At 66.6% G+C, this 15,628-nt stretch carries 10 protein-coding genes; 3 read left to right on the top strand and 7 right to left on the bottom strand.

From position 1 onward, the window contains the following. Window positions 1–2: 2 nt before the first annotated feature. Together mexD and mexC are read right to left on the bottom strand one after the other, a co-directional pair. Window positions 3–3,134 carry a multidrug efflux RND transporter permease subunit MexD gene (gene mexD, locus HMPREF1224_RS32460; RefSeq protein WP_003116285.1) on the bottom strand — a complete coding sequence of 1,044 codons (3,132 nt, stop codon included), beginning with the start codon at window positions 3,132–3,134 and terminating at the stop codon, window positions 3–5. A 27-nt stretch (window positions 3,135–3,161) separates the two neighbouring features. Next, a complete protein-coding gene (gene mexC / locus HMPREF1224_RS32455; RefSeq protein ID WP_003123406.1) occupies window positions 3,162–4,325 on the bottom strand; it encodes a multidrug efflux RND transporter periplasmic adaptor subunit MexC in 1,164 nt (387 codons plus the stop codon). 160 nt (window positions 4,326–4,485) lie between these two features. Between mexC and nfxB the strand changes: the two genes are divergently transcribed. The 3 genes from nfxB (at window position 4,486) to glyA (ending at window position 10,916) form a co-directional block, all read left to right on the top strand. Beyond that, window positions 4,486–5,049 carry an efflux pump transcriptional repressor NfxB gene (gene nfxB / locus HMPREF1224_RS32450; protein WP_003094842.1) on the top strand — a complete coding sequence of 188 codons (564 nt, stop codon included), beginning with the start codon at window positions 4,486–4,488 and terminating at the stop codon, window positions 5,047–5,049. Window positions 5,050–5,292: 243 nt separating this feature from the next. Next, window positions 5,293–9,540, top strand: coding sequence for a cyclic di-GMP receptor MorA (gene morA / locus HMPREF1224_RS32445; protein WP_003123407.1), 4,248 nt, complete (start codon window positions 5,293–5,295; stop codon window positions 9,538–9,540). 122 nt (window positions 9,541–9,662) lie between these two features. Beyond that, a complete protein-coding gene (gene glyA, locus HMPREF1224_RS32440; RefSeq protein ID WP_003094846.1) occupies window positions 9,663–10,916 on the top strand; it encodes a serine hydroxymethyltransferase in 1,254 nt (417 codons plus the stop codon). Between the two features lie 77 nt (window positions 10,917–10,993). On the opposite strand, the gene HMPREF1224_RS32435 is transcribed toward glyA, so the two are convergent. The 5 genes from HMPREF1224_RS32435 to HMPREF1224_RS32415 form a co-directional block, all read right to left on the bottom strand. Beyond that, on the bottom strand, window positions 10,994–11,374 hold the full coding sequence (locus tag HMPREF1224_RS32435) for a hypothetical protein (protein ID WP_003121337.1): 381 nt from the start codon (window positions 11,372–11,374) through the stop codon (window positions 10,994–10,996). 22 nt (window positions 11,375–11,396) lie between these two features. Further along, window positions 11,397–12,401 carry a GTPase gene (gene yjiA / locus HMPREF1224_RS32430; protein ID WP_003094852.1) on the bottom strand — a complete coding sequence of 335 codons (1,005 nt, stop codon included), beginning with the start codon at window positions 12,399–12,401 and terminating at the stop codon, window positions 11,397–11,399. A 59-nt stretch (window positions 12,402–12,460) separates the two neighbouring features. After that, complete coding sequence (locus HMPREF1224_RS32425) at window positions 12,461–12,664, bottom strand: YbdD/YjiX family protein (protein WP_003094856.1); 204 nt, start codon at window positions 12,662–12,664, stop codon at window positions 12,461–12,463. Window positions 12,665–12,712: 48 nt separating this feature from the next. Next, window positions 12,713–14,779 (bottom strand): carbon starvation CstA family protein, encoded by a 2,067-nt coding sequence (locus HMPREF1224_RS32420; RefSeq protein WP_010793778.1) that lies wholly within the window; start codon window positions 14,777–14,779, stop codon window positions 12,713–12,715. A gap of 337 nt (window positions 14,780–15,116) precedes the next feature. Then, a complete protein-coding gene (locus HMPREF1224_RS32415; RefSeq protein ID WP_003094862.1) occupies window positions 15,117–15,623 on the bottom strand; it encodes a DUF3015 domain-containing protein in 507 nt (168 codons plus the stop codon). Between the last annotated feature and the right edge of the window lie 5 nt (window positions 15,624–15,628).

The following is a 15,628-nucleotide window of genomic DNA, read 5'->3' as shown; positions in this document are numbered from 1 at the left end:
GTTCACTCCCCGGCCGAAGCGGCCTGTTCGATGGGTGCCGGCTTGCTGCGCAGCAGCGACAGCAGCCAGACGAAACAGATAGGTACGAACAGCACGCCGAGGAAGGTGGCGCTGAGCATCCCGCCGATCACTCCGGTGCCGATGGCACGCTGGCTCGCCGCGCCGGCACCGCTGGCCAGGGCCAGGGGTATCACGCCGAGGATGAACGCCATGGAAGTCATGATGATCGGCCGGAAGCGCAGGCGCGCGGCCTCGATGGCGGCGTCGCGCAGGCTATGCCCCTGCTCCCAGAGTTCCTTGGCGAACTCGACGATGAGAATCGCGTTCTTCGCCGAAAGACCGATGATGGTGATCAGGCCGACCTTGAAATACACGTCGTTGGACATACCGCTGACCATCACCGCGAGCACCGCGCCGATGGCGCCGATCGGCACGATCAGCATCACCGACAGCGGGATCGACCAGCTCTCGTAGAGCGCCACCAGCAACAGGAACACCACCAGGATGGCGAGGGCGAACAGGCTGGTGGCCTGCCCGGCGGAGACCTTCTCCTGATAGGACAGGCCGGTCCACTCGTAGCCGATGCCGGCCGGCAGCTGCGCGGCCAGGCGCTCCATTTCCGCCATGGCTTCGCCGGTACTGAAGCCGGGCGCGGCGTCACCGACGATGCGGATCGACGGGTAGCCGTTATAGCGCACCAATTGCACCGGTCCCTCTTCCCATTTCACGCTGACGAAGGCGCTGAGCGGTACCAGGTTGCCAGCAGCGTTAGGCACGTATAGCTCGAGCACGCTTTCCGGGGTCATCCGGTTGCCCTGTTCGGCCTGGATCACCACCCGCTGTTGGCGCCCCGCATTGGTGAAGTCGTTGATCACCTCCGAGCCGAAGGCAGCGGACAGCGTGCCGCTGATGGTCTCGAAGCTCACCCCCAGGGCACGGGCCTTCTCCCGGTCGATCAACAGGCGCAGTTGCGGCGCTTCGGCCAGTCCTTCCATCATCGCGTAAAGGAATTTCGGGTTGGTCTGGATCTCGCCAAGAAGAGTATCGCGAGCCTGCAGCAGCGCTTCGCGGCCGACCCCGCTACGGTCCATCAGGCGCAATGCGAAGCCGCCGGAGTTACCCAGACCGTTGATCGGTGGCGGCGACACGGCCATGACCGTGCCATCGTCGGGCAGCGCGAAATGCTCGTTCAGCGCGGCGATCTCGGCGGCGGCCGACTGCTCGGCGCCTCGCTCGGACCAGTCCTTGAAGGTCGGGAAGGCCAGCGCGGCATTGTCGCCCTGGCCGGAGAAGCTGAAGCCCGAGATCAGGAACACCGAAGCCACCGCCTCGCGGGACTTGAGGAAGCGCTCGAGCTCCTCGCCGGTGGCATCGGTGCGCACGCGCGAAGCACCAGGCGGCAGTTGCACGTCGACCACCATGTAGCCGAGGTCTTCCGCCGGCACGAAGGCTTCCGGCAGGCGCAGGTAGAAGTAGCCGAGCATGGCCACCAGGCCGGCGTACACCAGCATGAAGCGTCCGGCGCGCGCCACCAGCTTCGAGTTGAGCAGCGAATAGCGCTCGGTGACGCGGGCGAAGCCACGGTTGAAGGCGCCGAAGAAGCCGCGCTTCTCGTGGTGCCCTTCGGGAATGGGCTTGAGCAGCGTGGCGCACAGCGCCGGGGTGAAGGTCAGGGCGAGGAAGCCGGAGAACAGGATCGAGACCGCCAGCGACACCGAGAACTGCTGGTAGATCACCCCCACCGAACCGGCCATGAAAGCCAGCGGCAGGAACACCGCCGAGAGCACCAGGGTGATGCCGACGATGGCGCCGGATACCTGCTTCATCGCCTTGACCGTGGCCTCGGCCGGGGAAATCCCCTCCTCCGCCATGATCCGCTCGACGTTCTCCACCACCACGATGGCGTCGTCCACCAGGATGCCGATCGCCAGGACCATGCCGAACATGGTCATCATGTTCACCGAGAACCCCAGCAGGTACATCACCATCAGCGTACCCAGCAGGCACACCGGCACCACGATGGACGGGATCAGGGTGTAGCGGACGTTCTGCAGGAACAGGAACATCACCAGGAACACCAGGACCATCGCTTCGATCAGGGTGTGGATCACCTTCTCGATGGCCACGTCGACGAAGCGCGAGGTGTCGTAGGGCACGCTGTACTGCATGTCCTCGGGGAAGAACGCCGACAGTTCGGCGAGACGCTGTTTCACCAGGGTAGCGGTCTGGATCGCGTTGGCCCCGGGCGACAGCTGGATCGCCCCGCCCACGGTGGGCGTGCCGTTCAGTCGCGAGGAAATGTTGTAGCTCTCCTTGCCGAGTTCCAGGCGCGCGACATCGGCGAGCCGGACCAGCGAGCCGTCCTCGTTGGCGCGCAGCACTACCTGGCCGAACTCCTGCGGATCGTCCAGGGTGCCCTTCACCGCCAGGGTCGCCGTCAGCTCCTGCGCGGAACTGCCCGGTGCGCTGCCGAAGGCGCCGGCCGGCACCTGCACGTTCTGCCCGCGGATGGCATTGCTCACGTCGTCGATGGAGAGGCCGAAGCCCACCAGCTTCTGCGGATCGATCCAGACCCGCATGGCCGCCTCGGAAGAGAAGAATTGCAGCTTGCCGACGCCCGGCAGGCGCCGCAGCTCGTTGTTGATATTGCGCGCGGCGTAGTCGCCGAGGGCGGTGGTGTCGCTGCGCTGAGCGCCTTCCTTGTAGCTGAGCGCATAGATCAGCAGGAAACCGGCGCTGGTCTGCTCGACCTGCAGGCCCTGGGTCAGCACCGCCTGCGGCATGCGCGCCTCGGCTTTCTTCAGGCGGTTCTGCACGTCCACCTGGGCCAGGTCCGGATCGGTGCCCGGCTCGAAGGTGACGACGATCTCGGCGGTGCCGTTGGAGTTGTTGGTCGACTCGAAGTAGAGCAGGCCCTTGGCGCCGTTCAGCGACTCCTCAAGCACACTGGTGACGGAGTCCACCAGCACCTTCGCCGAGGCGCCGGGATAGGTGGCGGTGATGGTGATCTGTGGCGGCGCGACATTGGGGTACTGCGCTACCGGCAATTTGGAAATGACCAGCAGGCCGGCCAGGGAGATGAACAGGGCCACCACCCAGGCGAAGTTCGGCCGCTTGATGAAGAATTCGGACATCGGAAAATCCTCGGGGCGAACCCGCCCTTACTGTTGCGGCGCAGATGACTGGGCTTGCGCCTGGGCACCATCCGGCTTCGGCACGATCTTCACCCCCGGCTGCACCGCAGCCAGGCCGCCGACTATGACCCGGTCACCCGGCTCCAGGCCCTCGGTGATCTGCCAGCGCGAACCCTGCATGACGCCGGTACCGACGCTGCGCGCCTCGGCGCGCTCGTCGGCGCCCACCACCATCACCTGGGCGCTGCCGTCGCTGGAGCGGCGCACGGCCCGTTGCGGCACCAGGATCGCCTGGTTGTCGATGCCCTGGGGCGTACGTACGCGCACGTACATGCCCGGCAGCAGGACCCCGTCGGGGTTGGCGAACTTGCCGCGCAGGGCGATCTGGCCGGTGCCGCGATCCACCGCCACGTCGGCGAACTGCAACGCGCCCTGGCGCTCGTAGGGCGTCCCTTCGACGCGCAGGGTCAGCGCCTGGCTGTCGCCGGCGGCCAAGGTGCCTTTCTTCAGGGCGTCGCGCAGGCGCAGGGCCTCGGCTGCGGTCTGGGTGAAATCCGCATAGATCGGATCGAGCTGCTGGATGCGCGCCATCAGCGTCGCCTCGCCCTGCCCGACCAGCGCGCCCTCGGTCACCAGCGCGCGGCCGATGCGCCCGGAGATCGGCGCAGTGACCGAGGCGTAGCCGAGGTTCAGGCGCGCGGTCTCCAGGTCGGCCTGGGCCGAGCGGGTCGCCGCCTCGGCGCTGCGCAGGTCGGCGGTGGCGGTATCGAAGTCCTGCTGGCTGACCGCCTGGATCTTCACCAGCGGCTCGTAGCGACGCACCCGCGCCTGCGCCTCGAACAGCACCGCGCGGTTCCGCGCCAGCTCACCCTCGGCGCGCGACACCGCAGCCTTCAGCGGTGCCGGATCGATCTGGAACAGCAGGTCGCCAGCCTTGACGTCGGCGCCCTCCTCGAAGCGCTTCTGCACGACGATGCCGGCCACCCGCGCGCGCACCTCGGCGACACGCACCGGTTCGATCCGCCCAGGCAGTTCCGAACTCAGCGCCAGGGGCTCGGCCTGCACCGTCAGGACCTCCACCGGCAACACCATTTCGGCGGCCTCCTGTCGCTCTTCCGCCGGCCCACAACCCGCCAACGCGATGGCCATAGCCAACGCCCCGATCCTTCCTATTGCACGCAAATCAGCCATGACACACCCGACCGTTGATTGAAAACGGATCGAATGGTACTTTTTCGAGCTAATTGAGTCAATATTGTCTCAAATGATCTTTTGGCAGCTAATTCCTTTGGACGCGAGGCCAGTTTTCTGCACAATGCGCACAATCAGAAAAAACAACCGGGACCCATCGATGACCCTGATTTCCCATGACGAGCGACTCATCAAGGCGCTGGCAGTCGCTATCGTCGACCGCCCGCGAGCGACGCTGAAGGAACTGGCCGAGGCGGCCGGCGTAAGCAAGGCCACCCTGCACCGCTTCTGCGGCACGCGGGACAACCTGGTGCAGATGCTCGAGGACCACGGAGAGACCGTACTGAACCAGATCATCCAGGCCTGCGACCTGGAGCATGCCGAGCCTCTGGAGGCGTTGCAGCGCCTGATCAAGGAACACCTCACCCACCGCGAGCTGCTGGTATTCCTGGTATTCCAGTACCGCCCGGACTTCCTCGACCCGCACGGCGAAGGCGCACGCTGGCAGTCCTACCTGGAAGCGCTGGACGCCTTCTTCCTGCGCGGACAGCAGAAAGGCGTGTTTCGCATCGACATCACGGCGGCCGTGTTCACCGAACTGTTCATCACCCTGGTCTACGGCATGGTCGATGCGGAACGCCGCGGACGGGCGGCCAGCTCCAATTCCGCGCATACCCTGGAGCAGATGTTCCTCCACGGCGCTTCCAATCCGGCGCGCTCCTGACCCTTGCGCCCGCGGCGGCGCCCCTCTCGTCGCCGCATGGCACGGACCGATCCGCGTGCCGTCGACTTCGGCCGCCCGGAGGCCTGCTCGACACTCGGGAAGATCAGTCGTCACGGGCCCTGCGACAAAGTGCCTCGACAGCCGGAAAGGACCGTGACGCTCGTCGGCGATACTGGCACTTGGCCTTGCTTCCGGGCATCCTAACTGTCTACCGAATCACACCTCCCCCAGGAATTCCGGTCAGTGTCGACCCCCTCGCTAACCCCGTCGCCGCCTCCCGCCGGCGACCCACTGACCGTACCCGACCGACCGGCAGCCAAGGCTGGCCTGCTGTTGCTGGTCCTGTTGATGCTCGGCCTGCTGCTCTGGCAGATGAGCCAGGAGCTGCGCCAGCAGGAACGCTTCGAACACGAGCGAGCCGCGGCCCAGCTCGATCGTCTCAACGACCGCCTGTCCCTGACCCTCGAACTCAAGGCGCGCACCGCCCTCGCCCTGCTCCCGGGCGTGCCCCCCAGCGAGCGTGGCGAGATCCAGAACAGGCTGTTGCCACGCATCAGCGATGCGCTGCCACAGGTCCGCCAGTTGCAATGGGTGGACAGCGCCCCGCAGACAGGCAGCCCGTCGCCGGAAACGACGCTGCCCGAGCAGTTGCGCCAGCACGCCGGCTCCGGCCTCTACCACTATTGCCTCGACCCGCGCGACGGCGAATCCCTCTACCTGACCCTGCGCGAACCCGGCAGCCGCCGCGACAGTGGCTTCTGGCTGTTGCACCTGGCCAGCGACAGCCTCGCCCAGTGGAGTCCCGACCTGCCCACCGGCAACCTGCTCTGGCGCCTGGAAGACCAATACGCCGGGCGGGTGCTCTGGCATACCCCAGGGAGCACGGCGCTGCTCGACGACATGCAGACCCTCGGCGTGGAACCGCTGCGCAACAGCGACTGGCAGCTTCGCGGGCTCTACGACAGCACGCGAGTGCGGCTCGGCCTGCTGCCGGGAATCGGCGGCGAGCTGGCGATCTTCCTCCTGCTGGTCGGCGTCACCGTGTACATGCTGCTGCGCCTGCACCGCGAGCAGCAAGGCCTGCGCGCCATGACCCTGGCCTCGCAGCGCAGCCTGCGCCAGGCGGCCACGGCACTGGCGGCGATCGACGAGCGGGTGCTGGTGACCCGCGCCGACGGCCGCCTCAGCTACCTCAATCCCCAGGCCGAACGCCTCTTCGGCATCAGTTCGGCCCAGGCCCGCCAGCATCACCTGCTGGGCCTGCTGCCAGACCTCGAGCCAGGCTGGCTGACGGACGCCGGTGGCGACGGCGAGACCCGTAGCGAGCTGCTGCCGCTGCGGGTGCGCGGCGAGCCGCGGACGTTCACCCTCAGCCGCCATCCGCTGGCCAGCTATCCGGCGCTCGCCGACCAGGCCTGGACCCTCCGCGAGCAGATCCTCCAGGGCGGGCAGGTCTGGGTGTTGCGCGACGTCACCGAGGAACAGCACGCCCTCGGCGTCCTGGAGGAAACCCGGCGGCGCTACCAGGACATCTTCGAAGGGGTCGGCGTGGCCCTCTGCGTGCTCGACCTCTCCGCCCTGCGCCAGGCTCTGGTGGAGCAAGGCTTGGACAGCTGCGCCGCACTGCGCGCCTGGCTCGCCGGCGAACCCGGGCGGCAGCAGGCGCTGCTGGAGCGGATCCGCATCACCGAGATCAACGATGTCAGTCGCCGCCTGCTACAGATCGATTCCACCGAACAGGCCTGGCAGCGCTTGCTCGACCACGGCCCGCTACAACCGGACAGCCTGCGCCTGCAGGTGATCGAGGCGCTCATCGAGCGCCGGCCGGTACTCGAACTTGAAGCCACGCTGCGCTGCGGCAAGAGCACGCCGCGGCACCTGTGGTTGCAACTGCGCCTGCCGGAAAACCCCGGCGAATGGCATGCGGTGACCCTCAGCCTGTCCGACGTCACCAGTCGCAAGGAAGTCGAACTGTCGCTGATCGAGCGCGAGAAGTTCTGGTCGGACGCGGTCCAGGCGGTGCCCGATACCCTCTACATCCACGACCTGCACGCGCGCCGGGTGATCTTCAGCAACCATCACCTGGGCCAGCAACTGGGCTACAACCAGGAAGAACTGGCGCGGATGGGCGAGAACTTCTGGGAAACCCTGCTGCACCCCGACGACCAGGAATACTACTGGCGCATCCGCAACCTGCAGCACGTGGTCGGCGACGGCCTGCTGCTCGACAGCCAGTTGCGCTGGCGCCACCGCGACGGCCGCTGGCACTGGTTCGACATCCGCGAGCAGGCCTTCAGCCGCGACCGCAGCGGTCGCGTGGCGCGCCTGATCGGCGTGGCCAAGGACATCACCTTCACCGTCGAGGCGAACAACGCGCTGCGCGAGAACGGCCGACGCTACCGCATGCTGGCGGAAAACATCAGCGACGTGATCTTCTCCACCGACGCCGAGCTCAACGCCAGCTACGTCAGCCCCTCGGTACAGCACGTGTTCGGCTACAGCCCGGAATGGGCGCTGCTCAACGGCCTCCACCAGACCGCCACCAACCCGCGCCAGCTCGGCCGCCTGAACGGCCTGCTGCGCCGCGTGCGGCACGCCATCGGCGACCGCCAGAAGCTCGCCGAGCTGCGGGAAAACCCTGGCCAGCATCTGTTCGCCCTCGACTGCCTGCGCGCCGACGGACGCAAGATTCCCATCGAACTGCGGATCGTCCTGATGTGGGACGAGCACGACCGCTTCGAAGGCCTGCTCGGCATCGCCCGCGACATCAGCCAGCAGCGCCGCGCCGAACGCGAGCTGCGGATGGCGGCGACGGTATTCGAACACTCCACGGCGGCGATCATGGTCACCGACCCGGCCGGCTACATCGTCCAGGTCAACGATTCCTTCTCGCGCCTGACCGGCTACAGCCCGGCCGACGTGCTCGACCAGCAGCCGCGCCTGCTCACCGCCGACCGCCAGGAAGCCAACCAGCTCAAGCACGTGCTCGCCAGCCTGCAGCACAGCGGCAGCTGGGAAGGCGAGATCCTGCAGAAGCGCAAGACCGGCGAACTCTATCCGTCCTGGGTCGGCATCACCGCGGTGCGTGACGAGGAAGGCGACCTGGTCAGCTTCGTCTGCTTCTTCAGCGACATCAGCGAGCGCAAGGCCAGCGAGCGGCGCATCCACCGCCTGGCCTACTACGACGCCCTCACCCACCTGCCCAACCGCACGCTGTTCCAGGACCGTCTGCATACCGCCCTGCAGCAGGCCGAGCGCAACGGCCAGTGGGTGGTGCTGATGTTCCTCGACCTCGACCGCTTCAAGCCGATCAACGACTCCCTCGGCCACGCCGCCGGCGACCGCATGCTGCAGGAAGTGGCGACCCGCCTGAGCGCCTGCGTCAGCCAGGACGATACCGTGGCGCGCATGGGCGGCGACGAATTCACCCTGCTGCTGCCTTCCCAGGGCGACCGCGAGATCGCCCTGAAACGGGCGATCCAGGTCGCCGAGCTGATCCTCGGCCGTCTGGCCCGGCCGTTCACCCTGGAAGGCCGTGAATTCTTCGTCACCGCCAGCATCGGCGTGGCCTTGTCGCCCCAGGACGGCGCCGAACTGAGCCTGCTGATGAAGAACGCCGACACGGCGATGTACCACGCCAAGGAGATGGGCAAGAACAACTTCCAGTTCTACCAGGCCGAGATGAACGCTCGCGCCCTGGAGCGCCTGGAACTGGAAAGCGACCTGCGCCGCGCCCTGGAACTGGGCGAGTTCGTCCTCCACTACCAGCCGCAGTTCACCGGCGACGGCCGCCGCCTGACTGGCGCCGAGGCCCTGCTGCGCTGGCAGCATCCGCGCCGCGGACTGGTTCCGCCGAGCGAGTTCATTCCGGTGCTGGAGGAGATCGGCCTGGTGGCCCAGGTCGGCGACTGGCTGCTGGCGGAAGCCTGCAAGCAGTTGCGCAGCTGGCACAAGGCCAAGGTGCGGGTGCCGAAGGTCTCGGTGAACCTCTCGGCACGGCAGTTCGCCGATGGCCAGTTGGGCGAGCGGATCGCCGCGATCCTCTACGAGACAGGCATCCCGCCGGCCTGCCTGGAGCTGGAGCTGACCGAAAGCATCCTGATGAGTGACGTCGCCGAGGCCATGCAGATCCTCTCCGGGCTCAAGCGCCTCGGCCTGGCCATCGCGGTGGACGACTTCGGCACCGGCTACTCCTCGCTGAACTACCTCAAGCAGTTCCCCATCGACGTGTTGAAGATCGACCGCAGCTTCGTCGACGGCCTGCCCCACGGCGAACAGGACGCACAGATCGCCCGGGCGATCATTGCCATGGCCCACAGCCTGAACCTGATGGTGATCGCCGAGGGCGTGGAGAGCCAGGCCCAGCTGGACTTCCTTCGCGAGCACGGCTGCGACGAGGTGCAAGGCTACCTGTTCGGCCGGCCGATGCCCGCCGAGCAGTTCGGCATGCTCTACGCCAGCGACGTGCTGTTCATGTTCAACGAGGGCTGAGCCGCCGTGCGGCGCGCTTGAGCGCCGCTTATCCGCGACATGATGGCCTTTCATGTGCCAGCACCCGCCGCATGGGTTAGAATGCGCGCCTTTTCCCAGCACCGATCCTTATGAGGACCGCCATGTTCAGCCGTGATTTGACCCTCGCCCGCTACGATGCCGAACTCTTTGCCGCGATGGAGCAGGAAGCCCAGCGCCAGGAAGAGCACATCGAGCTGATCGCCTCCGAGAACTACACCAGCCCGGCGGTGATGGAAGCCCAGGGTTCGGTGCTGACCAACAAGTACGCCGAAGGTTATCCGCACAAGCGCTACTACGGCGGCTGCGAGTACGTCGATATCGTCGAGCAACTGGCCATCGACCGCGCCAAGCAACTGTTCGGCGCCGATTACGCCAACGTCCAGCCGCACGCCGGCTCCCAGGCCAACGCCGCGGTCTACCTGGCCCTGCTGTCGGCCGGCGACACCATCCTCGGCATGAGCCTGGCCCATGGCGGCCACCTGACCCACGGCGCCAGCGTCTCCTCCTCCGGCAAGCTGTACAACGCCGTGCAGTACGGCATCGACGCCAATGGCCTGATCGACTACGACGAAGTCGAGCGCCTGGCCGTGGAGCACAAGCCGAAGATGATCGTCGCCGGCTTCTCCGCCTATTCCCAGGTCCTCGATTTCGCCCGCTTCCGCGCCATCGCCGACAAGGTCGGCGCCTACCTGTTCGTCGACATGGCCCACGTCGCCGGCCTGGTCGCCGCTGGCGTCTACCCGAACCCGGTGCCGTTCGCCGACGTGGTCACCACCACCACCCACAAGACCCTGCGCGGTCCGCGCGGTGGCCTGATCCTGGCGCGCGCCAACGAGGAGATCGAGAAGAAGCTCAACTCCGCGGTATTCCCCGGCGCCCAGGGCGGTCCGCTGGAGCACGTGATCGCGGCCAAGGCGGTGTGCTTCAAGGAAGCCCTGCAGCCGGAGTTCAAGACCTACCAGCAGCAGGTCCTGAAGAACGCCCAGAGCATGGCCCAGGTCTTCCTCGACCGCGGTTTCGACGTGGTTTCCGGCGGCACCCAGAACCACCTGTTCCTGCTCTCCCTGATCAAGCAGGACATCACCGGCAAAGACGCCGACGCCGCCCTCGGCCGCGCGTTCATCACCGTGAACAAGAACTCGGTCCCGAACGACCCGCGCTCGCCGTTCGTCACCTCCGGCCTGCGCATCGGTACCCCGGCCGTGACCACCCGCGGCTTCAAGGAAGCCGAGTGCCGCGAGCTGGCCGGCTGGATCTGCGACATCCTCGAGAACATGGGCGACGAGTCCGTGGTCGACGGCGTACGCGAGAAGGTCAAGGCGATCTGCGCCAAGTTCCCGGTCTACGGCAACTAGGCGACAAGGCAAGACGAAAGAGCCCGGCAAATGCCGGGCTTTTTCATTTCCTCCGAGGGAGGAGGCGCCGGGTAGCGTTATCGCCGGTCCTCGACATGGATCACCGCCAAGGCCTCGGCATCCTCGCCCCGCCGGGAGCGGCCGTGCATGCCGACGAGCAGCTCGCCGGCGTCCTCCTCCAGTTCCTCGCGAGGGACGAAGGTAAGGATGTCCGGGTGATGCCCGGTCACCACCCAGCCGCGGCCGTTGTCCAGGGTGATCACACCGAAGTCGCCCGCCGGCGTGCCGACCTGTACCGCTCCCCACTCGGCCAGCAATGCCCGCGCCTGGGCCGCGAGGTCCGGCTCCGGCTGCGTGAGGATCACGCAAGTGCCCTGGGCGAACAGCACCCAGGATTTGTCCGCGCCACGGATGCAGTCCCGCCAGGCGCCGATCAATGCGTTCCTGTCCATTTCCACGCTCCTTTGGCGTCGATGCGCCTCAGCGGCCTTCGACGATGCGTTCGAAGCCCTCGCGGATACTGTCCTCCGGCAGGTTGTCGCCGATGAACACGATCACGCTCTCGCGCGCCTCGTCGTCCCGCCACTCGCTATCCCAGTCGAAGCCGTAGAGTCGCAGCACGCCCTGGAACACCAGGCGACGCGGCTCGTCGGCGATGTTCAGCACGCCCTTGTAGCGCAGCAGGGAATTGCCATGCCACTGCAACAGGTCGTCCATGAACTCGCTCAGCCTTTCGAGATCGAGCGGCGTGTCGCTGCGCAGTACCAGGGTGCCGATGCGATCGCGGCTGTCCTTGGCTGCCACCGCTCGCAGCGGGCGCAGGCCGATGCCAGGACCGAGGTCGGCGTTGAGGTTGAAGCCACGTACGTCGAGCAGGTGCGCCAGGTCGATGCGGCCGTGCTCGACCACATGCACCAGCGCCCTCCGGTTGATCCGTTGCAGGCGCTGGCCCAGGGCCTCGAAGGTGGCGGCGTCGACCAGGTCGGTCTTGCTCACCAGGATGCGGTCGGCGAAGCCGACCTGGGCCTGGGCGATGGTTTCCTGCAGGTGACGCTCGGCGTTGGCAGCGTCCACCAGGGTGATGATGCCGTCCAGCACGTAGCGCTGGCAGAGTTCCTCGTCGGCGAAGAAGGTCTGCGCCACCGGCGCCGGATCGGCCAGGCCGGTGCACTCGATCACCAGGCGGTCGAAGTCGATCTCGCCGTTGTCGCGGCGCTCCAGCAGGAGGAACAGGGCCTTTTCCAGGTCGGTGTTGATCGAGCAGCAGACGCAGCCGTTGGACAGCGTCATCACCTGCACCGGCTCGACGCCGAGCAACTGGCCGTCGATCGGCGTCTCACTGTACTCGTTCTCGATCACCGCGATCTTCATGCCGTGCTCGGCCTGCAGCAGGTACTTGAGCAGGGTGGTCTTGCCGGCGCCGAGGAAGCCGGTGAGCACGGTGACGGGGATCGGGGCGTGGTTGTCGTTGGCTACTTCGGACATGCGCAACTTCCAGAAAAGACGCGGGCCACGTCAGACGTGGCCCGCGGAAGGATGGGGATTCAGCAGCAGCGGATCGGCCGACCCTTGCCGCCACCGTAGCGCGCCTCCTGGCGCTCGCGGAAGAACTCCTCGTAGGTCATCACCGGCTTGTCCGGGTGCTTGTTGCGCATGTGTTCGACATAGGTGTCGTAGTCGGGCATGCCGACCAGCATCCGGGCGGCCTGGCCCAGGTATTTGCCCATGCGGCTGAGGTCGTTGAACATGGCGAGTTCCTCGTTAAGGCTCCCCGGCGAACCGGGGAGCGCGGCCGGTCAGGCGTCGGGGATGGGCTCGAACGGGGTTTCCTTGTCGGTCCGCTCGCTCTTGCCCCAGGCCGCGATGCCGACCTTGATGGCGTAGAACAGTACGCTGAACACCACCAGCAGGAACAGCACGGTCAGACCGGCGTTGATGTAGGCGTTCAGCACCACGTGCCGCATCTGGCCGATATCCTTGGCCGGCGCCAGCACCTGGCCGGCATCCAGCGCGGTGGCGTACTTCTCGCCAAGGGCGACGAAGCCGACCGCCGGGTTGCTGTCGAAGATCTTGATCAGGCCCGCGGTGGTGGTGCAGATCAGCAGCCAGGCTGCCGGCAGGATGGTGACCCAGACATACTGCTGGCGCTTCATCTTGATCAGGACCACGGTGGCGAGCATCAGCGCGATGCCGGCGAGCATCTGGTTGGAAATGCCGAACAGCGGCCACAGGGTATTGATCCCGCCGAGCGGGTCGACCACGCCCTGGTACAGCAACCAGCCCCACAGCGCCACGCAGCCGCCGGTGCCGATGATGTTGGCGGTCCACGACTCGGTCTTCTTCAGCGCCGGCACGAAGTTGCCCAGCAGGTCCTGCAGCATGAAGCGCCCGGCACGGGTGCCGGCGTCCACCGCGGTGAGGATGAACAAGGCCTCGAAGAGGATCGCGAAGTGGTACCAGAAGGCCATGGTGTTCTCGCCCGGCAGCACCTGGTGGAGGATGTGCGCGATCCCCACCGCCAGGGTCGGCGCGCCGCCGGCACGGGCCAGGATGGTGGTCTCGCCGATGTCCTGGGCGGTCTGGGTGAGTTGCTCCGGCGTGATGGCGAAGCCCCAGCTGCTGACGGTCGCGGCCACCGCGTTGACGTCGGCGCCGACCACCGCCGGCGGGCTGTTCATGGCGAAGTAGATGCCCGGCTCGATCACCGAGGCGGCGACCATCGCCATGATCGCCACGAAGGACTCCATCAGCATGCCGCCGTAGCCGATGTAGCGGGCGTCGGGCTCGCGGTTGAGCAGCTTCGGCGTGGTCCCCGAGGAGATCAGCGCGTGGAAGCCGGACACCGCGCCGCAGGCGATGGTGATGAACAGGAACGGGAATAGGCTGCCTTTCCAGACCGGGCCGGTGCCGTCGGTGAACTGGGTCAGGGCCGGCATCTTCAGTTCCGGCATGACGATCAGGATGCCGATCGCCAGGCCGATGATGGTGCCGATCTTGAGGAAGGTCGACAGGTAGTCGCGCGGCGCCAGCAGCAGCCACACCGGCAGTACCGAGGCGACGGCGCCGTAGCCGATCAGCATCCAGGTGATCTGGATTCCACTGAAGGTGAAATGCGGCGCCCATTCCGGACTGGCCGCGACCTGCCCGCCGAGCCAGATCGAACCGAGCAGGAGGAACACCCCGATGATCGAGATCTCGCCGATCCGGCCGGGGCGGATGAAGCGCATGTAGACGCCCATGAACAGCGCGATGGGAATGGTCGCGAGGACGGTGAACATGCCCCAGGGGCTGTCGGCCAGAGCCTTCACCACGATCAGCGCGAGCACCGCGAGGATGATGATCATGATCAGGAAGGCGCCGAACAGCGCGATGGTCCCGGCCACCTGGCCCATTTCCTCGCGCACCAGCTCGCCCAGCGAGCGGCCGTTGCGACGGCTGGAGATGAACAGGACCATGAAGTCCTGCACCGCGCCGGCGAGGACTACGCCGGCGATCAGCCAGAGGGTGCCGGGCAGGTAGCCCATCTGCGCGGCAAGGACCGGACCGACCAGCGGACCGGCGCCGGCGATGGCGGCGAAGTGGTGGCCGAAGAGGATGTGCTTGTTGGTCGGGACGTAGTCCAGGCCATCGTTGTTGAGTACCGCGGGAGTGGCGCGGTTGGGGTCCAGTTGCATCACCTTGCTGGCGATGAACAGGCTGTAGTAACGGTAGGCGACCAGGTAGATGGCCACCGCCGCCACCACGATCCACAAGGCGTTGATCGCTTCGCCACGACGCAGGGCGACGACGCCCAGGGCCGCGGCGCCCACGATCGCCACCACCAGCCAGGCGAGGTGACGTAGCAGGCTATTGTTATTGTTCATAGTGTTTGGCTTCCGACAGATGGAGGGCGCAGTTCTGCAGCGAAAATTCTAGCCGCGAACCGACCAGGGGTCATACGACCTTAGTCTAGAGCGGTTACCGCGCGATGGCGGTAGGCGCAATGTCGCAGGAATCCGCCGGAAAAGTCCATGGCCGACAAGGGCCGGCCAGGCGAAAACGCTTCGGCGCGACCTTGCCCTCTCCGTAGGAAGCGCCCTGGGAAAACGCCGCATGCCCAAGCCGTTCGTCTGCCGTGGCAACGAAGGCGGCAACCTCCGGCGGGCAGGCCGCGCACACGAAAAAGCCCGCCGTAGCGGGCTCTTTCCTGGGCCTGAGGTCTCAGGCCGGTTGCTTGGCGTAGCGCGCCAGGGTGCCGTCGCGACTCATCACCGCCAGGGTGTTGCTCAGGACCTGTTCGCCCGTCGCATCCTTGCTCGCGAAGATCTCGCCGAAATGCTGCTGGGTGACCTGGGCGAAGTGCGCCCGGTCCTTGGCTTCCACGCCGAGCAGCACGGCATAGGCGTCGAGCGCTTCGCCCTGGCCCTTGGCCATGTCCTCGGCGATGTTGTCGAGCATCCCGTTCATGGCGAAGATCGAGCGGCCGCCATAGCCCAGGCGTGCATTGGTGTTGCAACCGTTGGTCCCGGAGGTCATGCCGAAGGTGGCGTTGCCCGAGGTACCGTTGGTGGTGGTGGCCAGCAGGTGCGGGAACAGGCCGCGCTGGCCCTCGAACACCATGTTGCCCCAACCACAGCCATTACCGCCTGCCGCGTCGGCGTGTGCCGTCATGCTGCCCAGGCTCAGCAGCCCCAGAACCAACCCCTTGCTCAAAAGTCGCTTGTCCATGTCTG

Origin of the sequence: Pseudomonas sp. P179, assembly GCF_000478485.2 — a bacterium.
GTDB lineage: Bacteria > Pseudomonadota > Gammaproteobacteria > Pseudomonadales > Pseudomonadaceae > Pseudomonas > Pseudomonas aeruginosa.
This window is presented reverse-complemented; position numbering and strand designations above follow the sequence as displayed.

Coding starts and splice junctions, on each gene's coding strand:
- nfxB (WP_003094842.1), top strand. CDS start 4,486: ATGACCCTGATTTCCCATGACGAGCGACTCATCAAGGCGCTGGCAGTC.
- HMPREF1224_RS32415 (WP_003094862.1), bottom strand. CDS start 15,623: ATGGACAAGCGACTTTTGAGCAAGGGGTTGGTTCTGGGGCTGCTGAGC.
- HMPREF1224_RS32420 (WP_010793778.1), bottom strand. CDS start 14,779: ATGAACAATAACAATAGCCTGCTACGTCACCTCGCCTGGCTGGTGGTG.
- HMPREF1224_RS32425 (WP_003094856.1), bottom strand. CDS start 12,664: ATGTTCAACGACCTCAGCCGCATGGGCAAATACCTGGGCCAGGCCGCC.
- mexC (WP_003123406.1), bottom strand. CDS start 4,325: ATGGCTGATTTGCGTGCAATAGGAAGGATCGGGGCGTTGGCTATGGCC.
- mexD (WP_003116285.1), bottom strand. CDS start 3,134: ATGTCCGAATTCTTCATCAAGCGGCCGAACTTCGCCTGGGTGGTGGCC.
- yjiA (WP_003094852.1), bottom strand. CDS start 12,401: ATGTCCGAAGTAGCCAACGACAACCACGCCCCGATCCCCGTCACCGTG.
- glyA (WP_003094846.1), top strand. CDS start 9,663: ATGTTCAGCCGTGATTTGACCCTCGCCCGCTACGATGCCGAACTCTTT.